The organism is Streptomyces sp. GL_141 (genome assembly GCF_057834385.1).
Genome location: NZ_JBYQMI010000003.1, coordinates 21,671 through 44,032, shown reverse-complemented (window position 1 = coordinate 44,032; position 22,362 = coordinate 21,671). Strand labels below are relative to the sequence as shown.

Annotated in this window: 23 protein-coding genes and 1 pseudogene; 14 read left to right on the top strand and 10 right to left on the bottom strand. The window is 72.9% G+C overall.

Features of this window, described 5'->3' with window-relative positions:
- The first annotated feature begins 25 nt into the window (after positions 1-25).
- The 9 genes from AC3IX6_RS40000 to AC3IX6_RS39960 all read left to right on the top strand — a co-directional run bounded on the left by AC3IX6_RS40000 (position 26) and on the right by AC3IX6_RS39960 (position 7,013).
- Positions 26-172: a daptide-type RiPP gene (locus AC3IX6_RS40000; RefSeq protein WP_489371875.1), complete on the top strand. Its 147-nt coding sequence runs from the start codon at positions 26-28 to the stop codon at positions 170-172.
- 81 nt (positions 173-253) lie between these two features.
- Positions 254-400 carry a daptide-type RiPP gene (locus AC3IX6_RS39995; protein WP_389690519.1) on the top strand — a complete coding sequence of 49 codons (147 nt, stop codon included), beginning with the start codon at positions 254-256 and terminating at the stop codon, positions 398-400.
- Between the two features lie 51 nt (positions 401-451).
- On the top strand, positions 452-601 hold the full coding sequence (locus AC3IX6_RS39990; protein ID WP_327257905.1) for a daptide-type RiPP: 150 nt from the start codon (positions 452-454) through the stop codon (positions 599-601).
- Positions 602-666: 65 nt separating this feature from the next.
- Entirely contained in the window at positions 667-816 is a 150-nt protein-coding gene (locus AC3IX6_RS39985) for a daptide-type RiPP (protein ID WP_327257905.1), read from the top strand.
- A 143-nt stretch (positions 817-959) separates the two neighbouring features.
- Positions 960-1,751 (top strand): ABC transporter ATP-binding protein, encoded by a 792-nt coding sequence (locus AC3IX6_RS39980; protein WP_489371874.1) that lies wholly within the window; start codon positions 960-962, stop codon positions 1,749-1,751.
- Positions 1,744-2,484: an ABC transporter permease gene (locus AC3IX6_RS39975; protein WP_489371873.1), complete on the top strand. Its 741-nt coding sequence runs from the start codon at positions 1,744-1,746 to the stop codon at positions 2,482-2,484. The genes AC3IX6_RS39980 and AC3IX6_RS39975 overlap by 8 nt, the downstream gene beginning before the upstream one ends.
- A gap of 93 nt (positions 2,485-2,577) precedes the next feature.
- Positions 2,578-4,221, top strand: coding sequence for a daptide biosynthesis intramembrane metalloprotease (gene mpaP, locus AC3IX6_RS39970; protein WP_489371872.1), 1,644 nt, complete (start codon positions 2,578-2,580; stop codon positions 4,219-4,221).
- Between the two features lie 32 nt (positions 4,222-4,253).
- Positions 4,254-6,731 (top strand): class III lanthionine synthetase LanKC, encoded by a 2,478-nt coding sequence (gene lanKC / locus AC3IX6_RS39965; RefSeq protein WP_489371871.1) that lies wholly within the window; start codon positions 4,254-4,256, stop codon positions 6,729-6,731.
- A 30-nt stretch (positions 6,732-6,761) separates the two neighbouring features.
- On the top strand, positions 6,762-7,013 hold the full coding sequence (locus AC3IX6_RS39960) for a hypothetical protein (protein ID WP_489371870.1): 252 nt from the start codon (positions 6,762-6,764) through the stop codon (positions 7,011-7,013).
- 86 nt (positions 7,014-7,099) lie between these two features.
- On the opposite strand, the gene AC3IX6_RS39955 is transcribed toward AC3IX6_RS39960, so the two are convergent.
- Positions 7,100-8,881: a trypsin-like serine peptidase gene (locus AC3IX6_RS39955; protein ID WP_489371869.1), complete on the bottom strand. Its 1,782-nt coding sequence runs from the start codon at positions 8,879-8,881 to the stop codon at positions 7,100-7,102.
- 261 nt (positions 8,882-9,142) lie between these two features.
- Here AC3IX6_RS39955 and AC3IX6_RS39950 point away from each other — a divergent pair.
- A pseudogene (locus AC3IX6_RS39950) lies at positions 9,143-9,947 on the top strand (AAC(3) family N-acetyltransferase).
- Positions 9,948-9,960: 13 nt separating this feature from the next.
- On the opposite strand, the gene AC3IX6_RS39945 reads toward AC3IX6_RS39950, so the two are convergent.
- The gene (locus AC3IX6_RS39945) at positions 9,961-10,623 is read right to left on the bottom strand and encodes a GNAT family N-acetyltransferase (protein ID WP_489371868.1); all 663 of its coding nucleotides are present in this window, start codon (positions 10,621-10,623) and stop codon (positions 9,961-9,963) included.
- 252 nt (positions 10,624-10,875) lie between these two features.
- On the opposite strand from AC3IX6_RS39945, the gene AC3IX6_RS39940 reads away from it, so the two are divergent.
- The 4 genes from AC3IX6_RS39940 to fabI all read left to right on the top strand — a co-directional run bounded on the left by AC3IX6_RS39940 (position 10,876) and on the right by fabI (position 15,308).
- Entirely contained in the window at positions 10,876-13,086 is a 2,211-nt protein-coding gene (locus AC3IX6_RS39940; RefSeq protein WP_489371955.1) for a molybdopterin-dependent oxidoreductase, read from the top strand.
- Between the two features lie 124 nt (positions 13,087-13,210).
- Complete coding sequence (locus AC3IX6_RS39935) at positions 13,211-13,735, top strand: SgcJ/EcaC family oxidoreductase (RefSeq protein WP_489371867.1); 525 nt, start codon at positions 13,211-13,213, stop codon at positions 13,733-13,735.
- 48 nt (positions 13,736-13,783) lie between these two features.
- Positions 13,784-14,488: a 3-oxoacyl-ACP reductase family protein gene (locus AC3IX6_RS39930; RefSeq protein WP_407841951.1), complete on the top strand. Its 705-nt coding sequence runs from the start codon at positions 13,784-13,786 to the stop codon at positions 14,486-14,488.
- A 4-nt stretch (positions 14,489-14,492) separates the two neighbouring features.
- Entirely contained in the window at positions 14,493-15,308 is an 816-nt protein-coding gene (gene fabI / locus AC3IX6_RS39925) for an enoyl-ACP reductase FabI (RefSeq protein WP_489371866.1), read from the top strand.
- A 97-nt stretch (positions 15,309-15,405) separates the two neighbouring features.
- On the opposite strand, the gene AC3IX6_RS39920 is transcribed toward fabI, so the two are convergent.
- The 8 genes from AC3IX6_RS39920 to AC3IX6_RS39885 are packed head-to-tail and all read right to left on the bottom strand — an operon-like array spanning position 15,406 to position 22,329.
- Positions 15,406-16,194 (bottom strand): MBL fold metallo-hydrolase, encoded by a 789-nt coding sequence (locus tag AC3IX6_RS39920; protein ID WP_489371865.1) that lies wholly within the window; start codon positions 16,192-16,194, stop codon positions 15,406-15,408.
- Positions 16,187-17,002, bottom strand: coding sequence for a 4'-phosphopantetheinyl transferase family protein (locus tag AC3IX6_RS39915; RefSeq protein ID WP_489371864.1), 816 nt, complete (start codon positions 17,000-17,002; stop codon positions 16,187-16,189). The genes AC3IX6_RS39920 and AC3IX6_RS39915 overlap by 8 nt, the downstream gene beginning before the upstream one ends.
- Positions 16,999-17,862, bottom strand: coding sequence for an aminoacyl--tRNA ligase-related protein (locus tag AC3IX6_RS39910; protein WP_489371863.1), 864 nt, complete (start codon positions 17,860-17,862; stop codon positions 16,999-17,001). Before AC3IX6_RS39910 ends, AC3IX6_RS39915 begins: the two co-directional genes overlap by 4 nt.
- 13 nt (positions 17,863-17,875) lie before the next feature.
- A complete protein-coding gene (locus tag AC3IX6_RS39905; protein WP_489371862.1) occupies positions 17,876-18,121 on the bottom strand; it encodes an acyl carrier protein in 246 nt (81 codons plus the stop codon).
- The gene (locus AC3IX6_RS39900; protein WP_489371861.1) at positions 18,118-19,008 is read right to left on the bottom strand and encodes a diiron oxygenase; all 891 of its coding nucleotides are present in this window, start codon (positions 19,006-19,008) and stop codon (positions 18,118-18,120) included. Before AC3IX6_RS39900 ends, AC3IX6_RS39905 begins: the two co-directional genes overlap by 4 nt.
- A 17-nt stretch (positions 19,009-19,025) precedes the next feature.
- Positions 19,026-20,126 (bottom strand): hypothetical protein, encoded by a 1,101-nt coding sequence (locus tag AC3IX6_RS39895; RefSeq protein WP_489371860.1) that lies wholly within the window; start codon positions 20,124-20,126, stop codon positions 19,026-19,028.
- Positions 20,123-21,748, bottom strand: coding sequence for an AMP-binding protein (locus tag AC3IX6_RS39890; protein ID WP_489371859.1), 1,626 nt, complete (start codon positions 21,746-21,748; stop codon positions 20,123-20,125). The genes AC3IX6_RS39895 and AC3IX6_RS39890 overlap by 4 nt, the downstream gene beginning before the upstream one ends.
- Positions 21,745-22,329, bottom strand: coding sequence for an L-2-amino-thiazoline-4-carboxylic acid hydrolase (locus AC3IX6_RS39885; protein WP_489371858.1), 585 nt, complete (start codon positions 22,327-22,329; stop codon positions 21,745-21,747). Before AC3IX6_RS39885 ends, AC3IX6_RS39890 begins: the two co-directional genes overlap by 4 nt.
- Positions 22,330-22,362: the final 33 nt, after the last annotated feature.

The following is a 22,362-nucleotide window of genomic DNA, read 5'->3' as shown; positions in this document are numbered from 1 at the left end:
TCGCCTTCCACGAAAGGAAACCGTCATGGACAACAACACGTTCGACGCTGCCGCCGATGTGAACCACCTGGAGCTCGGCCTGCAGGAGCTCGAGGTCATGGAGGCCCCGGGCTGGTGGACGACCGGTGGCGTCGTCGTCGGCATCTCCCTCGTCTCGGTGGTCATGACCTGATCCGACCCGGATCAGCGCCACCCGCTCCATCCGCTCCACCCGCTCCACCCCTCGTACACCCCCTCACAGAAGGAGTCCGTCATGAACGAGAAGTTCGAAGCCCCCGCGGCCGACGTCAAGAACCTGGAGCTCGGCCTCCAGGAGCTCGAGGTCATGGAGGCCCCGGGCTGGTGGACCACCGGCGGTGTCGTCGTCGGCATCTCCATCGTCTCCATCGTCGCCACCTGATCCACCCTCAGCACCTTCCGTCAGTCACCGATCACCCAGAAGGAGAACGCAATGAGCGAGCAGAAGTTCGACAACACCGCGGTCGTCGCGCAGGACGGCCTGGAGCTGGGCCTGCAGGAGCTCGAGGTCCTCGAGGCCCCCGGTTTCTGGGAGGGCGTGTCCATCGGCATCGCCATCTCCACGGTGACCATCGCCACCTGATCCACCCCGGCACGCAGGCACCAACACACCACCGCACCACCACTCGACACACGAAGGAGAACGCAATGAGCGAGCAGAAGTTCGACAACACCGCGGTCGTCGCGCAGGACGGCCTGGAGCTGGGCCTGCAGGAGCTCGAGGTCCTCGAGGCCCCCGGTTTCTGGGAGGGCGTGTCCATCGGCATCGCCATCTCCACGGTGACCATCGCCACCTGATCCCGCCCCGGCGACCCCGCACACAAGTGAGCGGCGCCTGAAACGGATCGATGCGGACCGGGCCCGGCCGGGAAACCCCCGGCCGGGGCCCGGCCCTCGGCACCACCGAACCACCCACACACTCCGGAAAGGACGCGGCAGCGATGAGCAGCAGCGACCCGGCCGTCTCGCTGAACGGTCTCACCAAGATCTACAAGGGCGTGCGCGCCGTCGACTCGCTGACCGTGGACATCCGCGCCGGCCGTGTCACCGGCCTCCTGGGCCGCAACGGCGCCGGCAAGACCACCACACTGCGGATGCTGCTCGGCCTCGCCACCCCGACCGCCGGCACCGCCACCATCCTCGGCAAGCCGTACGCCGAACTCCCCGACGCGGCCCACCGCATCGGAGTCAGCATGGACGGCATGGGCGGCGTCACCGGCGCCACCGTCCGCGGCGAACTGCGCATCTGGTGCACCGTGCTGGGCCTGCCCGCCGGCCGCGCCGACCAGGTCATGGAGTACACCGGCCTCGACTACGCCGCCGACCGCCCGGTCAAGGGCTGCTCCACCGGTATGCGCCAGCGGCTCGCCCTGGCCACCGCACTGCTCGCCGACCCGGAGATCCTCATCCTCGACGAGCCGGCCAACGGCCTCGACCCGGACGGCATCCGCTGGCTGCGCGCCACCCTGCGCACCCTGGCCCTGGGCGGCCGCACCGTCATCGTCTCCAGCCACCAGCTCGCCGAGCTGGAGCAGACCGTCGACGACGTCGTGATCATGCAGCACTCCCTGCGCTACGCGGGCACCCTCGACGACCTCACCGGCGACGGCGCCGTCCGCCTGGAGGACCGCTTCTTCGAGCTGGTCGACCCGGCCGCCACCGCCGTTCCCGCCGCTGACACCGCTGACACCGCGGGCACCCGCACCCCGGAAAGGAACTACTCCCGTGCGTAACCTCATCGCCGGCGAAACCCGCAAGGCCCTGACCGGCCGCGCCTGGTGGGCCCTGCCGCTCGCGGGAGCCTGGCTGTGCCTGATCACCACCTTCGGATACGTCTCCGGAGGCGAGAAGGCCATCGCGGAGGGGTCCACGTCCCTGGCAGTCGGCCAGGACGTGGCCCGTTCCTGGATGATGATGTTCCTGCTGGCGGCCGTCTTCGGCGCCGTCCACGTCACCCGGGACTACGCCTCCGGCACCATGGTCCGCTCCGCGCTCCTCGCCGGCTCCCGCTCCCGCCTCTTCGGCGCGAAGCTCGCCGTCGCCACCGCCGCCGGAGCCGCCTTCGGCCTGATCGCCGCCGCCCTCGGCGCCGTCAGCGTCTACCTCGGCCCGCTGCCCTTCGGCCTGGAGGCCGCCGCCGACGGCGAGACCGCCCTCATCCTGGTCGGCGTCTTCGCCTGCTGCACCCTGGCCGCCCCCTGGGGCGCCCTCATCGGCTGGATCGTCCGGAACCAGACCGGCGCCGTGGCCACCCTGATCGGCCTCACGCTCCTGGTGGACCCCGGGCTGCAGCGGCTGGTCCCCGAAGTCTCCAAGTACCTCCTGACCATCGCGATGAGCTCCGTCTACCGGGACGTGAAGCCCGACCTGCTCTCGCTGCCCTGGGCGTACGCGGTCATCGCTGCCTGGCTCGCCGCGGCCTTCGTCGCCGGCCGCCACCTCGTCCGCACCCGCGACATCGCGTAAGGGCGTGTCCAGCGCACCAGGCAGAACCGGTCCGGCCGGCCCCGACCCACCGGACACGTCCTCACCGCCCCCTTGAGCAGAGGTGCTTCCACCATGTCCGCCAAAACCGCCTTCGCACCCGATCTGGAGCGGCCCCGCACCGCCGACGACGTGGCCGTGCGCGAACCGCTCACCGAAGACGCCCCCTGGGTGATCCAGCGCGGGGAGCACAAGCACTTCCGTACTGGCGAGGACCTCGCCCGCCTGGTCCGCCTCCTCGACGGAAGCCGCGACCACGACCAGCTCGCCGCCGAACTCGGCTCCCCCTGGACCCCCGGCCACATCGGCCGCGCGGTCCGCAGCCTCGCCGACTCCGACCTCCTGGAAGACGGCCGGCCCGTCAAGAAGCCGGCCAGGGTCCGCTTCGCGGGCCCGCTGACCATCCAGTTCACCCTGGTCAAGCCCGAGCGGATGCTGCGCCGCCTCGCCCCGCTGGTCCGCCCGCTCGGTCACCGCCTCGTCCTCGGCGCGGCCGCCGCCGTCGTCCTGCTGGGCGTCCTGGCCCTCGCCGCCTGCGGCGCCACCCTCGGCGAGGCGCTCTCCCGCCCGATGCCCCTGTGGGCGTACGCCTGCGTGATGCTCGGCGTGGTCGCCACCACCGCCGTCCACGAGATGGCCCACGGAGCGGTCCTGACCCATCACGGCGGCACACCCAGCCGGATGGGCTTCATGCTCTTCTACATGTCGCCGGCGTTCTTCTGCGACGTCTCCGACGGCTGGCGGCTGCCCAGCTCCCGCCAGCGCGTCCAGGTCGCCCTCGCCGGCATCGCCATCCAGGCCGTCGCCGCCGGCACCGCCGCCCTCACGGCCCTCGCCGTACCCGCCGGACCGGCCCGCGAGACCCTGCTGCTGGTCGGCCTCGTCAACTACATGACCTGCCTGGTGAACCTGCTCCCGCTGGTCAAGCTCGACGGCTACCTCGCCCTCATGAGCCACCTGGACATCTCCCACCTGCGGGAGAAGGCCATGACCGACGCCCGCCGCGCCATCGCCCGGATCGTCTTCGGCGGCCGTGGCTACCAGCGCGAACTGCCCGGCCGCGGCTGGTCCGTCCCGTACGGCATCGCCTGCCTGCTCTTCCCCCTGTACCTGGTCTCCACCGCCCTGACCCTCTGGTCCGGGATCCTGCAGCGCCTCGGCATCGCCGGCTCCTGCATGATGGTCTGCGCGCTGGGCTACCTGCTGTGGCGCCTCGGCAAGGGCGCCACCACCCTGGTCCGCGAAGCCGCCTCGGCCGGCGCCCGCCCCGCCCGGATCGCCGCCGCGGGAGTGCTCGCCACCGCCGCACTGGCCCTGGCCGCCACCCTCGTACAGATCCCCGCCACCGTCTCGGCCGGCTACACCACCGAACCGGACGGCAGCCTCAGCCTCCTCGTCCCCCGGGGCGGCGGCGGCTTCGACCTCACCGAGGGCACCCCGGTCACCCTGCGCCGCTCCGGGCTCTTCTCCCGGCCGCAGACGGGCACCGCCACCCTCGGCGAACCCACCGGCCACGACGTCCTCGCCCCGGTCACCGCCATGCTCCCCGTCGCCAGCGACCGCCCCTGGCTGGAGATGAAGGCGTACCCGCTGCACCGCGTCACCGCCACCCCCGCGCCGAACGGCACGGACCGCACCGGCGTCGCCGAGGTCCAGGCGGGCGACCACCCGCTCTGGAAGTGGTTCGCCGTCTCCTACCTCGGCCCGCTGCTCCCCTGACTTCTCCCGTACGCCGCCCACGGAGGCCCGCCATGTCCCTGCGACACGTTGCCCACTGCCCGCCCGGCACTCCCTTCTACGACCGTCCGGCCGCGATCACCGGCGCCGACGCCTTCCCGGCGGCCCCCGCCGACGCCCCCGCCGGGTGGACCCGTGAGCCGATGGGGGAATGGACCGTCCTGACCCCGCCGGGACTCGAACTCCCCGGCCAGGGCTGGAAGATCCACGTGTCGGCGACCGAGCGGACGGCCCCCGAGGTCCTCGACATCGTGAGCGCGTACTGCACCTCCCGCTCGCTGCTCTTCAAGTTCCTCACCAGCCCCTCGATGCTGATGCTGCGCAACAGCAAGTACGGGGACCGGGGCAGCAGCGGCAAGTTCATCACCCTCTACCCCCGTGACGAGGCGGAGCTGGAGACCGTACTGACCGAGCTCGACGCCCTCCTCGAAGGCCGCCCGGGACCGGCCGTCCTCAGCGACCTGCGCTGGGGCGCGGGCCCCCTGTACCTGCGCTACGGAGGCTTCAAGCTGAAGCTGGGCCCCGGCCCGAACGGCGCCCCCGTGCCCTGCATCGAGGACCCCGAAGGCAACCTCGTCCCCGATGTGCGCGGCCCCTCCTTCCGCCCGCCGGCCTGGCTGGAGCTGCCGCCGTGCGTGGTGCGGGCGCTGGCCGAACGGAGCCGCGGCGGCTCCCTCGGGGACTTCCCCTTCAAGATCACCCAGGCCCTGCACTTCTCCAACGGCGGCGGCGTCTACCGCGCCACCGACACCCGCGACGGACACGAGGTCCTGGTCAAGGAGGGCCGCCCGCACGCCGGCCTCGACGACGCCGGAGCCGACGCCGTGGAGCGGCTGCGCCGCGAGCACGACGCGCTGGCCGCCCTCGACGGACTGCCCTGGTTCCCGCGGGTCCTGGACTGGCGCCGCGGCGCCGAACACTGGTTCCTGACACGGGAGTTCGTCGACGGCAACGCCCTGACCAAGGAGACCGCCGAGCGCAACCCGATGCTCCACCCGGTCACCGCCCGCGACACCGCGATGCCCGTGGCCGAGTACACCGCCTGGGCCTTGGAGGTCCTCGACCGCATCGAGGCCGCCGTCACCGCCATGCACGAACGCGGGCTGGTCTTCGGCGACCTGCACCCCAACAACGTCCTGATCCGCCCCGACGGCACCGTCGCCTTCATCGACCTGGAGACCACCCTCCCCATCGAGGGCCACACCGGCCAGGCCATCGGAGCCCCCGGCTTCTGCGCCCCCGCCGGCACCACCGGCACCGCCGTCGACCGCTACGCCCTGGGCTGCCTGCGCCTCAGCCTGTTCCTGCCGCTGACCCCGGTCATGTCCTTCACCCGGCACCGCTCCGAGGACCTCCTCGCGCAGATCGCCGCCTTCTTCCCGGTGCCCGAGGGGTACGCCGACCAGGTCCGCGCCGACCTCGGACACGCCCCGGCACCCGCCGGCGGGCCGCTGGCCACCCCCGAGCGCATCGCCACCGGCATCCTGACCTGCGCCACCCCCGAGCGCACGGACCGCCTCTTCCCCGGCGACGCCGACCAGTTCCTGCACGGCGACGGCGGCCTCAACATCGCCAACGGCGCCGCCGGAGTCCTGTGGGCCCTGCGCGGCGCCGGGATCACCGTCCCCGAGGCCCACCTCGACTGGCTGGCGGACGCCGCCCGCGCCGTCACCGGCCCGCGGCCCGGCCTCTACGACGGACTGGCCGGCATCGCCTGCGTCCTGCACGACTTCGGGCGCACCGACGAAGCCGCCGCCATCCTCGACCGGGCCCACGGCCTGCTGCCCACTGCCACCCTGCGCGACGGCAGCCCCGACCGCAGCCTCTCCGGCGGCATCGCGGGCCTCGGCCTGGCCCTGCTGCACCTCGGCGAGGACACGGCCGCCCGCGAACTCGCCGCCGCCCTCGTCAACAGCCCCACCCTGGAGGAACGCCCCGGCCTGCTCCGCGGAGCCAGCGGCGAGGCCCTCTTCCTGCTCGCCGCCGGCCGTGACGACGCCGCCCGCGTGGCCCTCGTACACGACCTCGAACTGTCCCGGCAGCCGCTGCCCAGCCCCTGGCACCGGGTCCAGCTCGCCCACGGCGGAGCCGGGCAGGCCATCGCCGTCCACCACTACCTCGCCGCGCACCGGGACCCGTACCTGACGGCCGTCCACGACGCGCTGCTGACCGACCTGACGTCCCAGTTCCACCCGGCCTGCGGCCTGTTCACCGGCCGCGCCGGCGCGCTCGCCGCCCTGACCTGCACGGACGACGGATCGGCGGCCACGGCGCGGGCACGGGCCGAACTCCGCTCGGGCCTGGAACCGTTCGCGGTGGCCCACGAGAACGACCCGTACGCCACCGGCTTCCTCGGCGACCACCTGCTGCGCCTGTCCACGGACCTGGCCACCGGCTCCGCCGGCGTCCTGGCGGCACTGACCGCCCCCCGGACGGCCGTCCTGCCCTACCTGCCCGCCCCGGCGGCGGCGCCCGTCCCGGCCGCCCGCTGACGCCCGACCCGACGACGTACGGAGCCCCGCATGCCCACCCACCTGACGGTCAGCATCAGCATGACCGCGGAGGCCCCGTCCTCGGCGGCCCCCGAGACCACGGCCGTACGCCTCGTGTCCTGCCTCCCCGCGTCGTGGACGGTGGTCCCCCTCTCGATGACCCCCCGCTCCGCGACCCTGTCCCTGACCACCCCGGACGACACCCGCGCCCCGGCGGTCCTGGAAACCCTGGACACGGCCCTCTCGTCCCCCGCCTTCACCGGCTGGATCCGCGTCGCCTGACCCGCCGCCCCCGACCACCCGCAGGCCGCTCATCCCCCACAAGCGGCCTGCGGGTGCACGCCCTCGTCCGGCCCCTCTCCTACGGGTCAGCCCCTCGGCGGGACGAGCATGCGCTCCGCGGTGAGGCCGGAGGTGCGGGTGTTCTCGTACAGGGTGGTCTCGCCGTCGCTCCAGCGGACGACGAGGTCGTCGGTGAGGGCGTCGCCGGTGTAGCGGCCGGTGGTCAGGAGGACGCTGTGGGTCCAGGTGCCGTCCGGGCCGTGGAGGCGGCGTTCGCTGCCGAGCCCGCGGGTGGTGACGGCCGGGTGGACGGCGAGCGCGCCGTTGGACCAGCGGACCATCAGGTCCCACTTCCGGTTGCCGGAGAACTGCCCGGCGGCGAGCAGGGCGGCGCCCTTCCAGGCCGGGCCGGGGGCCTTGAGGCGGTGCTCGCGGCCGAAGGTGCCGGCGCCCACGGCGGTGTGGAGGGTGAGTTCGCCGTCGGACCAGCGGACCACGAGGTCGGTGACGTAGGTGGAGGCGTTGAAGCGCCCGGCGGTGATCTGGGCGGCGTGCTTCCAGACGGATCCGGCGGGGGCCATCTCGGTGACGCGGCCGAGGCCCTGGGAGCCGACGTCCCCGTGCAGGGTGGTCCGGCCGTCCTTCCGGCGGACCAGCAGGTCGAACTGGTCCGACCCGGTGAAATCGCCCGCCGTGATGGTGGCGACGTCCTTCCAGCCCGCGTTCGGTGCCATGAGCCGGCGCTCCGGGAGGAAGCCGCCCCGGCCGTCACCCGGGAAGAGGGTCACCTCCCCGTCCGTCCACACCACGAGCAGGCTGCTGCGGCCGCTGCCGGTGAAGTCGCCGGAGGCCATGGCCTTGGCATGGGTCCACAGCTCCCCGGAGCCGGGCAGCGGGGGGCCGTCCGCGGAAGTCGGGTAGGGCGGGCGGGAGAGGGAGCCGGGGGCGCGGCCCGCGTCGGCGTCCTCGTACAGCTCCCGGGCCTCCTTGCCGTACACGGGCGCGTACGTCACCCAGGAGTCGTTGCCGCCGCCGTGGTAGCCGCCGGTGTTGCCGATGACCTTTCCGGTGCGGCGCGCGGCGTCGTAGTCCTTGATCCAGGGGCCGCCGGACACCCCGCCGTAGAAGCCCTTGCACACCATCCGCAGCTGTCGGAAGCCCCGTAGCCGCGTGGTGGGAACGTCGCACCGGACGGCCTCGTGGCCCTTGTTCACGCGGGAGGAGGACGGATAGCCGACGACGGTCACCCGGTGCTCGTACGTGCCGACCGGCGTGAAGGCCAGCGCCCCGGTGACGTTCTCGACGCGTCCCTTCGCGTTCGGCTCGACCAGGACGAAGGCGAGGTCCAGGTCGGACACGGCGGCCCTGCCGTGCACCCGGTAGCGGGGGTCCGTGTAGACGCCCCCGGCCCGGACCGGGAAGATGCCGAACGGCTGGGCGGCGGCGGTCTTTCCGTGGCGGTAGCGCGGTACGAAGACGGCCCGGTTCGCCGGCTGCCGCATGCCGATGGCGCAGTGCCCCGCCGTGAGCACCATGCTCTTGCCCGCGCTGCGCACGACACTGCCGGTGCAGGAGGTGTCCGCCGTGCCGATCCCGGCCTCCCGGTAGAAGAAGGTTCCCACCATCGGCATGCCGTCGAAGTGGACGCCCGCCGGAATGCCGGAGGGCGCGCGGGCACCGGCCACGGCACGGCTCCGGGCGGCGTCGACGGGCACGGCCGCGGCCATGCGTTCGGCGGTCCAGTACGCCTCCGCGGAGCGGAGCCCGCCGGAGGGCGCGGGCACGGGAACGACGCCCGGCACGGCCGCCCACACGCAGGCGGCGGAGACGGCGGAGACGGCCGAGACGGTGAACCATCCGGATCCCAAAGAACCTGCCCGCCTTCTGCGTGGGGTGACCCCATCCGAACACCGAACACCGAACACCGAACACCGAACACCGAACACCGAGCGCCGGGCCGGCCGGGCCCGACCGTCGACGGACAAGAAAGAGATCACACGAGCGTGCCGAGGACGCGGACGGGCGCGTTCGCCGCGCGGACGCTGCTCCGGATGCACCGACGGGAAGCACCCTCGGCGGAAAGGGGTGGTGCGGGGACGGCGGGGCCTCGACCCTGAGCCCTTGTGTCCATGAATTCTCAGGCCGGGCCCCTCTGTACGCGCGATTCGCTCGCCGCCGAGCTGCGCGGGCTCGGTCTGCGCCCCGGTGAAACCCTCCTCGTGCACTCCTCCCTCGGTTCGCTCGGCTGGGTCTGCGGCGGCGCCGCCACGGTGGTCAGGGCACTGCTCGACGCCCTCGGCGACGCGGGGACCCTGGTGGTGCCGACGCACTCCGGCGACAACTCCGACCCGGCGCACTGGGAGAGCCCGCCGGTGCCCCAGGCGTGGTGGGCGGACATCCGCGCCTCGATGCCGCCCTTCGACGCACGCACCACGCCCACCCGCGGCATGGGCGCCGTCCCGGAGGCCGTCCGCAGCTGGCCGGGGGCCCTCCGCAGCGGCCATCCGCAGACCTCCTTCGCCGCGCTGGGCCCGCGCGCTGCCACGATCACCGACGGCCATGCGCCGGAATGCCGGCTCGGCGAGCGCAGCCCGCTCGCCCGGCTGGAGGAGGCCGGGGGCGCGGATCCTGCTGCTGGGCGCGGGCTTCGACTCCTGCACGGCCTTCCACCTGGCCGAGTACCGGGTTCCCGGGCCGCGGGTCGAGAACTCCTTCGCCCTCATGACCGCACGGGGCCGCCGCTGGACGACGGTCCGCGACACGTCGGTCTCCTCGGACGACTTCGAGGCTCTGGGCGCCGACTTCGAGAAGGACCGTCCGGTGGTGCGGGGCACGGTGGGCGGTGCGGAGGTCCGGCTGTTCGACCTGGCCGGCGCCGTCGCCTACGCCGAGGGCTGGCTGTCCGGCAACCGGCCGCCGGTGGCTCCGGCCTGACGCCGGGACGGGGTCAGGCCGTGGCGCGGGAGTCCGCTCCGGGGCGTCGGCGCTCGAGAGCGCGGGCGATCCGCTCTTCGAGGCGCTCGCGGCAGGCGGGCCATTCCGCCGCGGTGACCGAGTAGATCGCGGAGTCGCGGAGCAGGCCCTCCTCGCCCGGGGCCCACGAGCGGGACCAGTTGCGGAGCACGCCCTCGAAGCGTGCGCCGACGGCCTCGATCGCGGCGCGCGAGCGGACATTGCGGGCGTCCGTCTTCAGGTCGAGCCGGGCCACGCCCCAGTTCTCGAACGCGTGCCGGAACAGCAGGTACTTGGCCTCGGTGTTCAGTCCCGAGCCCAGTGCCGAAGCCGCGAGCCAGGTGAAGCCGACCTCGATGGCGCACAGGCCCTCCCCGGTCGTCGGCCACGGCCGGGGGTCCCAGTAGGCGGTGGCCCCGACCGCCCGCCCCGATGCCCGGTCCACCTGCGCGTACGGGGCCAGTCTGCCCGTGTCGCGGCGGGCGAGCTGGGCGTCGACGTACGCCCCGGCCTCGTCCGCGGTGGGCACCCACGTGAACCCGTAGGGGCCGCGGTCCTCTTCGGCGGCCGCGGCCAGGTCCGCCGCGTGGCGGTGCTCCAGCGGCTCCAGCCGTACGAGCGTGCCGTCCAGGACCGGTCCATCGAGCGCGAAGGTCATGGCCGCAGCGTTCCAGAGCCGTCCCGTCGTGTCGCGCGAATTCGGCGGCGCCGGAGCAGAGACCCGGAGGGCTTCGCGGCCGCCGTCCGGGAGTTCCTCGCCGGCCCCTGACGCGCCGCTCCCCTCCCGGCGCCGGGCCGTCGGCTCCGACGGGCGATAGAACGCGGGACAGCCCGGACCCCCCTGGCTACACTGCGCGCAGTTGATCAAGTGGTGTGGGGGCGGCCGGTGTTGGAGCGAACTGCGACACGGGTGTGCCCGTTGTGCGAGGCGACGTGCGGGCTGAGCATCACCCTGTCGGACGAGGTCGTCACCCGCGTCAAGGGGAACCGGGACGACGTCTTCAGCAAGGGGTACCTCTGCCCGAAGGGCGCCTCCCTGGGCCGGTTCGACAGCGACCCCGACCGGCTGACCGCCCCGCTGGTGCGCCAGCCCGACGGCGGGTTCGACGAGGTGGGCTGGGCCGAGGCCTTCGCCGCCGTCGAGCGCGGACTGCGCGGGGTGACGGAGCGGCACGGCAAGGACGCCGTCGCCCTCTACATGGGGAACCCGGTCATCCACACGCTGGCCCTGCCGCTCTACATGCTGGTCCTGCGCGAACGGCTCGGCACGCGGAACGTCTACTCCTCCACCACCCTCGACACCATGCCCAAGAGCGTGGCCTGCGGCTGGATGTACGGGGACCCGCTCGCCTTCCCGCTGCCGGACATCGACCGCACCGACCACCTGCTGGTCCTGGGCGCCAACCCCATGGAGTCCAACGGCAGCCTGTGGACCGTCGCCGACCTGCCGGGCCGCCTCAAGGCGCTGCGGGCGCGGGGCGGGCGCCTCGTCGTCGTCGACCCGCGCCGCACCCGCACCGCGGACCTCGCCGACGCACACGTCCCGATCCGCCCGGGCACCGACGCCCTGCTGCTGCTCGGCATCGCCCACACGCTGTTCGACGAGGGCCTGGCCACGGACCCCGGCTCCGGCTTCGCCGGCTTCGCCGAGCTGGCCGTCCAGGTGAAGGGCTTCGCAGCGGAAGACGTCGCGGACGCCTGCGGGATCCCCGCCGGGACCATCCGTACGCTCGCGCGCGACCTGGCCGCGGCGCCGACGGCCGCCGTGTACGGGCGGCTGGGCACCTGCACCACGGAGTTCGGCACCCTCACCAGCTGGCTGGTGGACGTGGTCAACATCATCACCGGCAACTTCGACCGACCCGGCGGAGTGCTCTTCGGCGAGGCCCCGCACGCCACCCGCCGCCCCGCCGAGCCGTTCCGCACCGGACGCTGGCACAGCAGGGTCCGCGGACTGCCGGAAGCCAACGGCGAGCTTCCCACCGCGACCCTCGCGGACGAGATCGAAATCCCCGGCGAGGGGCAGGTACGGGCCCTGCTGTGCATCGCCGGGAACCTGGTCCTCGCCTCGCCGCAGGGCGAGCGGATGGACCGGGCCCTGCCCGGCCTGGACTTCATGGTCTGCGTCGACCCCTACCTGAACGAGACCACCCGCCACGCGTCCGTCATCCTGCCGCCGCCGAGCGCCCTGGAATCACCCCACTACGACGTGGTCCTGGCGGGCCGCTCCGTCCGCCGCAACGCCCGCTTCTCCCCGCCCGTACGGCCCCTGGCGCCCGGGCGCCCCAGCGAGGCGGAGATCCTCGCCCGGCTGGTCCTCATCGCCTCGGGCAAGAACGCGGCCGGGGACCCGGACAGCGTGGACGAGGCGCTGACCGACCTGACCCTGCGGGCCGCCTCCGGCCGCCCCGGGGCGCCCCTGCACGGGCGCGAACCGGCCACGCTCAAGCGGGAACTGACCGGGGACGGCGCACTGGAGCGGCGGCTCGACCTGATGCTCCGCCTGGGACCCGCCGGCGACCTGTTCGGCAAGCGTCCCGACGGCCTGAACCTGGCCCTGCTCAAGGCGACCCCGAACGGCATCGACCTCGGGCCGCTGCGGCCCCGCCGCGAGGAGGTCGTGATGACCGCCTCCGGCCTGGTGGAACTGTGCCCGCCCGCCGTCACCGGGGACCTGCCCCGGCTGGAGGCGCGGATGCGGGAACTGGACGACGGCGGGTTCGTGCTCATCTCCCGCCGCCAGCTGAAGTCCGTCAACAGCTGGTCGCACAACATCGCGACCCTGTCCGGCGGGACCAACCGCTGCGCCCTGGAGATCAGCACGGGGGACGCCGAGCGGCTGGGCGTCACCGCCGGAGACCTGGTCCGGGTCCGGGGCCGCGGCGGTGAGGTGGTGGTGCCGGTGGAGCCCACCGACCGGCTGCGCGAAGGTGTGCTGAGCCTCCCGTACGGCTGGGGGCACGGGCGCAAGGGCAGCCGGCTCGCCCACGCGGCCACCCAGCCGGGTGTGAGCATGAACGCGCTCACCGACAGCTCGGTCGTCGACCCACTCTCCGGCACGGCCGTCTTCAACGGGGTGCCCGTCCGCGTGGAGAAGGCCGAACGGGAAACGGACAGCTGAATTCCGAATGGTCCGCATTCTGCGTCATTCGAATTTCTGATGGCCCCGAGTGAAAACTTTTCAGACATCCCGAGCGTCCCTAGACTGGCCAAGTGAGTCCGATCGCCAGTCATTGGGAGATTCCGTGAGTCTTGCCCGTCGCATCATGATTCCTGCCGTTTCCATGGTGCTCCTCGCCGGGGTGGCCACCGCGGCGAATGCCGTGGAAGAACCCACGACGGATTCCTTTGGCGGTCTGGCGTGTTCGCCGACGCAGACCGCCATCACCGACGTTCCGCACCGGCTTTTCACCGCCTGGAACAACGGGGACGCGGCCGGAGTCGCCGCCCAGTTCACGACGGACGGGCACATGATTCCGAGCAATGGTGCCTACCTCACCAGCAGGACCGCGATCCAGTCCTTCTACCAGGGCGCCTTCGCCGGCCCCCTCGCGGGCACCCGGATGATCGGCAAGCCGCTCACCGTGCGCTGCCTGTCCAGCTCAACGGCCGTGATCGACGGGCTCGGCGGGCTGCTCAAGCCCGGGGACACCTACACCGAGCCGGAGCAGGTGCCGATCGGCCAGCGCATCATCGTCTCCTGGACGGCGGTCCGCGTCGGCAGCACCTACTACATGAAGGAATTCCAGAGCACCACCATCCAGGGCTGATCGCCGAGCCGGCTGCCGCGAGGAAATCGAGAGGAACGGAGAGTTTCGTTGCCACGCACGGTGCTGGTCACGGGAGGAAACAGGGGAATCGGGTTGGCCATTGCCGAGGAATTCCTCGGACGTGGTGACCGGGTTGCCGTCACCTACCGCAGCGAACCACCGGACGGCAAATTCCTCGCCGTTCGCTGCGATGTGTCCGACCCGGAACAGATCGACGCCGCATTCGCAGCGGTCGAGGCCGAACTCGGCCCGGTGGAGATTCTCGTATCCAACGCCGGTATAACCGAGGACCGGCCCATGCTCCGGATGCAGGAAGAGCAATTCTCCCGGGTCATCGACACCAATCTCACCGGCGGCTGGCGCTGTGCCCGGCGGGCCCTGCCCAAAATGCTGCGCGGCCGGTGGGGGCGGATCGTCTTCGTGTCCTCCGTCGCCGGACTGCGCGGGAACCAGGGACAGGTCAACTACGCCGCCAGCAAGGCCGGCATGGTCGGCATGGCGCGCTCGCTCGCCCGCGAGGTCGCCACGTCCGGCATCACCGTGAACGTGGTGGCGCCCGGCCTGATCGAGACCGACATGACCGCAGCCCTGTCCGGAACCCGCAAGAGCACGCACCTGGCGGAGATCCCGGCGGGCCGGGCGGGACGGCCCGAGGACGTGGCCGACACCGTGGCCTGGCTCGCGGGGGAGCGGGCCGGTTACGTCACGGGCGCGGTCGTGCCCGTGGACGGCGGCCTGGGAATGGGGCACTGATCCCATGACCACGACACCTCCCGTCACCGCGCCCGCCGTTGCCGCGCCTCCCGCCACCGGCGGCCTGCTCGCCGGCAAACGGATCGTCGTCACCGGTGTGATCACCGAACGGTCCATCGCGTTCGCCGCCGCCCGGATCGCCCAGGAACAGGGCGCCCGGATCGTCCTCACCGGTTACGGCCGGATGTCCCTGGTCGAACTGGTCTCCCGGCGGCTGCCCGAGAAGCCGCCGGTCGTGGAACTGGACGTGACCGACCCCGGGCACCTCGCCCGCCTCCCGGAACTGGTGGGCGAACACCTCGGCGGCGTCGACGGAGTACTGCACTCCATCGCCTTCGCCCCGCCGAGCTGCCTCGGCGGATTCCTCACCGCACCCTGGGAGGACGTGGCCACCGCCGTCCACACCTCCGCCTACTCCTACGTCTCCCTCGCCAAGGCGCTGTTCCCGCTCATGGGCCGCGGCGGCTCGGTGGTCGGGCTGACCTTCGACGCCACGAAGGCCTGGTCGGGCTACGACTGGATGGGCGTGGCCAAGGCCTCCCTGGAATCCGCCAACCGCTATCTCGCGCGGGAGGCGGGCCCGCTCGGCATCAGGTCGAACCTGGTGGCGGCCGGTCCTCTGCGGACCACCGCCGGGAAGGCCATCCCGGGGCTGGCCCGCACCCAGGACGAGTGGGCGGCGAAGGCACCGCTGGGCTGGAACATCACCGAGACGGAGTCCACGGCACGGGCCTGCGCCGCGCTGCTCTCCGACTGGTTCCCGGCGACCACGGGCGAGATCGTCCACGTCGACGGGGGACACCACGCGATGGGCGCCTGACCGCGGCACCGCCCGCCCGCAGGACCGCAGCACGAAAGGGGTGGTGCCCCGGGCCGCACGCGCGGCCCGGGGCACCACCCCTTCCCCGACCCGCGGGTCAGAGCGCGAAGCTGCTGCCCGCCTCGGGAACCACCAGGCGCTGGGCCGAGCCCGCCTTCTCGAAGGCGGCGCTGACCGTGTCCTGACCCTCCGTGAAGTGCTGCCAGCCGTCCTGGTGCACGGCGAGCACCTTGCGGGCGCCCAGCAGCTCGGCCACCTCCACCGCCTGCTCGGAGGTCAGCGAGAGCAGCGTAGGGCCGAACGGGGCGAGCTGCGCCGCGCCCACGTGCAGCACCGCCAGGTCGACGCCGGCCCCGCCGAGGCGCTCCGCGAGGGCCCGCACCGGCTCCAGGGAGACGTTGTCGCCGCTGACGTACACGGTCGGCAGGCCCTCGCCGCTCAGCAGGAAGCCGGTGACGGTGCCGAGCATCGGCTCGGTCCCGGCCGGACCGTGCTGCGCCGGGACGGCGGTGACCACGAGGCGGCCGCCGTCCGGGCGTTCCAGTACGTGCTCGGCCCACGGCGCCAGCCCGGTGCCGCCGACGCGCTCCGCGGACTGCTCGGTGGTGAGGACCAGCGCGACCTCCTTGAGGAAGGCGCGCCCGGCCCCGTCGAGGTTGTCGGGGTGCTGGTCGTGCGACAGCAGGACGGCCGCGACCGGGCCCAGCCGGTCGGTGGTGAGCGCCGGGCCGGCCAGCTTGTGGAGGGCGACCGGGCCCATCTCGTAGGAGGAACCGGCGTCGTCGAAGGTCGGGTCCGTCACGAACCGCAGCCCGCCCAGGTCGATGACCACGGTGGGGCCGCCCACCGCGGTGACGGCGAGCTGTGCGGCGGTGTTCTCAGTCATGGAACTGCTCCTCGGGAAGTGCGACTCGAACGGTGGGATGGGAAAGAGAAGGGAGGGGGCGGGCCGGCCGGCCGGGCTCCACGACCACCAGGCTCCCGGTGAATCCCCGCGGCAGCCGCAGCGGGTGCCAGCGGTGGCCTACGTCCTGCTCGGGAGCCCCGGCCAGGGCCCGGACCCCGGTGCCCACGGCCTTCACGTACGCCTCCCGCCTGGTCCAGACGTCGAGCCACAGCAGGTCCCCGGCCCGGCCGGAGGCCCGGTCCAGGCGGGCGCGTTCGGCGGGGGAGAACAGCCGCCGGGCCAGGTCCCCGGCCCGGGGGACCGTACGGACCTCCTCGACGTCCACACCGATCCGGGTCCCGGGCACGAGAGCGCTGCCCACGGCGACGGCGACCAGGCCGGCGGCGTGCGCGACGCTCACGTCCACCCCCAGGGCGTCCGTCACCCACGGCCGTCCGGCCCGGTCCACGGCGAGGCCCACCCGGGCGGGCGGCCGCCCGAGCATCCGCCCCAGCACGCCGCGCAGCACGAACCGGGCCAGGACGAACTCGGCCCGGCCCAGCGGATCGGAGACGGCCTCGTACCGGGAGCGCTCCTGCGGGGCCAGCGCGGCGGCCGCCAGCGCCGCCACCTCGCCGGCCCGCAGACCGCGCCCGTCGGCCCACCAGGCGCGTACGACACCGGGACCCGCGGCGACCTGCGCCGCGCAGACGCCCCGCCCTGCCGTGGCGGCCCGCGCCGCCGAGAAGGCCCGCCCCGCCGGGGCGGCCACGGCCGCCGCCGCCCCGTCCGGTCCGCTCCGGGTCACGGCCGTCCGGCCGCCAGCACCCGGTCGGCCAGCTCGTCCTCGGTCAGGCCGAAGTGCGAGGTGAGCGCGCTGATCCAGCGCTCCAGGCCGAAGGCCACGCAACCGGTGAAGGCGGGCTCGCCGTCCGCGGTGCGGATCTCGCAGCGCTCGCCGAAGAAGTTGCGGTGGAAGTTGAGCGAGCCGATGGCCAGCGACCCGTCGAAGACGAACTCCTCCTTCACCGGGAAGAGCTGGGCCATCAGCGCGCGTCCCGCGCTCGCGTCGAAGAACGGGTCCGTGGCGGCCTCGATCTCGACCGGCAGCCCGAGCTCCGACAGGTAGCCCGTGATCTTCTTCCGGAACAGCTCCAGGTGGGCCAGGACCTCGTCCCGGGTGCCGACGCACACGATCTCCCGCATGCTGAAGCCCAGCAGCCGGCGCAGCGCGTCGTAGTGCGTCTCGCGGCGGAAGCAGGTGGCGACGGTGGTCACCTTGTGGGGACCGTCCGCCAGGGTGCGGCCCGTCAGATCGAGGTAGACGTTGTAACAGGCCGCCGAAGGCAGCGCGTACGAGGCCTCCGTGAGGTGCCCGGCCGGCAGCGAGGGTTCCCGCGAACCGCCCGTCGCGTACTCGGGAGCGGCCTCCTCCGTCAGGGCCGCTCCCAGGATCGCCAGCTGCGGGAAGTTCTGGAAGTAGTCCAGCCGGTGCAGGTCCTCGACCCGCATCAGGGGCGGGTACTGCACCGCGTCGGCGCCGACCTCGGCCGCCCAGCCGGTGAACACGCCCTCCAGCGTGGCCCGGAGCCTGAGCGCACCCGGTCCGAGGGTGGCGAGACCGCCGCGCGTCGAAGGGGTGCGGCGCGCCTGCGAACCCGTGCTCACGGAGCTCCCTGGACTACGCAGACTCATGGAAGAACCTCTTTCGAATCGAATTGATCGTACGAAAATCCGACGGGGTTACGTTCTCCATCAAGATCTCTTCACCCGTCTGCTCCTCCAGTACGTAGAGGAAGTTGACGAAGCCGAGGGAGTCGAGGATCCGGTTCTCGACCAGGTCGAGGTCCGGGTCGATCGAGGTCAGCTCCGGCCGCTTGGTCAGCAGGTACTGGATCACGGCGTCGAAGCCGGTGACGGTGCTCATGAGCGCGGCAGAACGTCGTCGGTGAAGATGCCCTCGTTCACCAGGAAGCTCATCGAGCGCTTGAGCATCTTGCGCTCCAGCTCGTGGAAGGCCGGGTCGGCCAGCACCTCGGTGCGCACCTGGTAGGGGTTCGGGATGCCCGCGTCCTTGAAGGCCGCCGGGTTCACCAGCCCGTCCACGGACTTGCGCAGGTACCGCTTGAGGTACAGCTCCAGCTCGGCCAGCTCCTCCGTGCTCAGCTTCTCCCGCAGCTGGCGGTGCAGGTGCGAGACGATCTGCCGGCCGAAGGCGACGTGCCGGGACTCGTCCTGGTGGTGGATCGCGTTGATCTTGCGGATCGTGGGGTGCAGCCGGTCGTCGTCGCCCATCCGCTTGTTGAAGAAGTCGACGACCTCTTCGAAGAGCAGGAGCCGCGCGAAGACGAGGAAGTGGGCCGACTCGCCCTCGGACTTCATCTCCAGCTGGACGCCCTTGTCCGGGTAGACCTTGCCGCCGTACAGCAGGCAGAAGCGGGCGAAGAACCACATGTGCGAGTTCTCCTCGCCGATCATGTGGTGGAAGTACTCGGAGGAGAGGGCGAAGTCCTTCGTGTGGATCCGCGCGATGATCTCGGTGATCAGCTCACGGATGCCGTCGACGTTCAGGCTGTAGAAGTTGACGCTCTCCCACTTGCTGATCGCCCACTTCTGCTCCTCGGTGAACGACTCGGCCACCTTGGTCCCGTGGATGGACAGCAGCTCCGGGGTCATCCAGTACTGGTCCTCGGGCAGCGAGTCCGGCCAGTCGAACATCGTGTAGGGGTCGTAGTGGTCGCGCTCGGACATCGACACGAGCCGGTCGAGTATGGACTGCAACTGCGCGTCGGCCTGCAGCACGGGCGTGCTCATCGGATCCTTTTCCTCTCTCAGTTGCCGGAGCCGTTGCCGGCCCCGGCCGTCTCGCGCGGAGCGGGCTGCTCCGCCGAGAGCTGGATGTCGGTCTGGTGGCGCGGGTGGGCGAACTCGCCGCCGCGGCGGTACCCGTTCACCGGTTCGTCCGCATGGTGTTCCGTGGGCAGCAGCCGGTTCAGCAGCGAGCCGGTGAAGGCCTCCGCGATGTCCGGGTGCGGGGTCTCGGCGTGGTGGTCGGCCAGGATGACGAAGGCCGGGTCCACGTTCTTGACCAGGCCGTCCTCGTCCACGACCTCCAGCCACGAATGGGCGAGGTCGAGCATCCCCATGATCCAGCCGCGCCGGGTACGGGCCTCGAAGCCGGCCTCCCGGCACCGCTCGGCCAGCTCCAGGCAGACGGAGATGCACGGGGCGTAGCCCTGGGCCAGCACCTCGTCCTTGCGCCACTGGAGTTCCTCGGGCATCCGGCCCCAGCGGAACCGGTCGGGGCCGTACGAGGTCACGATCTCGCGCAGCCGCTCCGAGACGATCGGGCGCCGCTCCCCGGAGGTCACCAGCACCCCGGAGGCGGTGAGCCCGGCCGTGCCGCTCGCGGTGATGTCCTTCTCCCCGAGCGAGGCCCCCTCGGGCCCGATCGACAGGGACTCCGTCCAGCCGCCGCTCAGCTCCGGGTGCGGCGTGGCCAGGTTCCAGTCGGTGAGCTCCGGGCCGTCAGGGCCCTCCTGGCCATGGGCGGCCGGCGGGGTCAGCGCGACGGAGTAGTTCCAGCGCTGCGGCCGGAACAGCGCCTCGGGATCGGCGTGCATCCAGCGCAGGGCGTAGCGCATCGTCTTCTCGGGCACGGAGGTCCCGGACCCGGAGTAGAGCGCGAGGTTCACCAGGTCGAAGCGGTCGAAGCGCTCCGCCCCCGGTGTCCCGCCGTGCGGAAGCCCGGCGCGCAGCAGCTCGTCGAGGATCTCCGGCCCGCACTGGAGCAGTTCGAGCGCGGCGTTCCGCTCCACCCACTCGTCGCGCAGCTCAGGCGGGATCACCAGCAGGTCGCGGAGGGAGTCGAGCCAGCCCTCCAGGCCGCGCGGCGACGCGGGGCGGGTCCACGGTTTGGCTTCGATGTTCATCCGTTGCTCCCGGAGGGCGTCAGGCTTGTCAGGTTCGGCGGGGCCAGGGGCGAGAAGCGGGCGCGCAGCGCCGCCTTGTCGGGCTTGCCGTACGAGGCCGTGGGGATGTCCGCGACGAACTCGAACCGTCCGGGCACGTGCGCCGCGCCCAGGGCGCCGCGCACCGCGGCGGACAGTTCCTCCACGAGGCCGGGCCGGTCGTCCTGCCCGGCGACGCACACGGCGACCAGGGCCTCGCCCGTGCGCGGGTCGGGCACCCCGATGACGGCGGCGCGCCGGATGTCCGGATGGGCCGTCAGCACGTTCTCGACGGCCTGCGGATAGCAGTTGGTCCCGTCCACGATGACCAGGTCCTTCGCCCGCCCGGTCAGGTACAGGTAGCCGTCCTCGTCGATCACCCCGAGGTCGCCGGTGCTCAGCCAGCCGTCCCGCAGCACCTCGCCGCTCAGGTCGGGCCGCTGCCAGTAGCCGGCCATCACGGTGGGCCCGGACACCTCGACCGCTCCTTCCGTACGGGGCCCCAGCGCGCGGCCGTCCCCGCCCGTGACCCGGAGGGACACCCCGGGCACCGCGCGGCCGACCGAGCCGAACAGCTCGGGCCGGGACGCGGCGGCCGCCGCGTGGTCCTCGGGACCCAGGCTGGTGATCGCGATGGCCTCGGTGAGGGCGTAGCTCTGCCGCAGCCGGGGGCCGAGGCTGCGGACCGCCTGGGCGAGCCGGTGCGGGGTCACGGGGGCGCTGCCGTAGCTGACGGCCGCGAGCCCGGAGAGGTCGGTGTGCGCGAGGTCGGGGTGGTCCAGCAGCCGGTACAGGTACGGCGGGTAGAGGTACGTGGTGACCGGCCGGTGCTCGGCGGAGGCCTCGGCGATGCGCACCAGCAGCGCCTCCGCGTCGAACTCGTCGAACAGCTCGACGCTCACGTGGTGGCGCAGCAGCCCGCAGGCGATCGCACCCGCGGCGTGCGCCATCGGGGTCATGGCCAGGAACCGCAGCCCCGGCGGCGGGGCCGCGCCCGCCCAGGCGCCGGCGGCCGCGGTCAGCGCGCCGAAGGTGTACACGACCCCCTTGGGCAGGCCGGTGGTGCCGCCGGTGTACAGCACCCGGGCGACATCGTCCTCGCGGGCTTCCACCGGCAGCGGGGCGTCCGACCGGCCCGCGGCCGCGGCGAGCAGGTCGGTCACCTCCGGGTCCGAACCGGGGCCGAGACCGAACAGCAGCTTCACCCCGGCGGCGCGCGCGAGGTCGGCCATCCGGTGCCCCGGCAGGATCGGCCCGGCGCAGGCGAGGATCACGGCCGCGGGGGCGGCGTCGCGCAGGATGTGCGCGGCGACCTGCTCGCCGCCGGCCGCGTACACCGGGGTGTAGCTGATGCCGAGCAGGTGCGCGGCCAGGCCCACCGCCGACATCTCGATCGGGTTGGCGGCCAGCAGGACGAGCCGGTCCCCGCGGCCCAGGCCCGCGTCCCGCAGGACCCGGGCCGTCCGGTAGGCCAGCGAGAGCAGCTCGGCGAAGGTCATGGACCGCTCGCCGTGGATCAGCGCGATGCGCTCGCCGCGGGCGGTGAACTGCTCGATGGCGCTGGTGACGTACGCGGCGGGGGCGCCGGAGTCGGGCGTGGTCACGGGGTCTCCTTCCCGGGGACGGTGGTGGCGGCAGTGGTGGCCGGGGCGCTCGCGGCGGCCGCGCCGGACGCCGTGCTCGTACGGAAGCGGCAGGCGGAGCCGCCGGTGCGCAGGCACTCCACGCGGTGGTCGCTGACCTCCGTCTTCAGCCCCTCGAACCAGCCCGCCCGCATCTGCGGGCACGGGCACTCGTAGCCCTCCAGCGTCCCGGCGCGCGCGAGCATCTCCAGGGCGAAGTTGCGGGTCACTGCCGTCTCGAAGGACTCCTCGCCGGTGACCTTGTTCGAGGCCTCCACGGCGTCCCCGGTCATCAGCTCCGAGATGCCGGTCAGCGCGGTGGCCAGCTCGGCGGCGGAGAGCCCCGGAGCCAGCCCCTCCTCCCGTGCGTAGGCGGAGGCGATCCGCCGGGTGACGAACTGCATGGCCTCGGCGTTGACCTCGTTCGCCGCGTCCTGGCCGAACCGCCGCGCGACCCCCTGGTACCAGCGGGCGTCGTGCAGCCACCAGAACTGGCGCAGCAGGTCGGCGGAGGGCTCGCCGGGGCCTGCCGGTCCGGGTGCCTGGGAGGCGGAACTGGTCACGGTGTCCTCAGTCCTTCGGGTGGGAGGGGATGC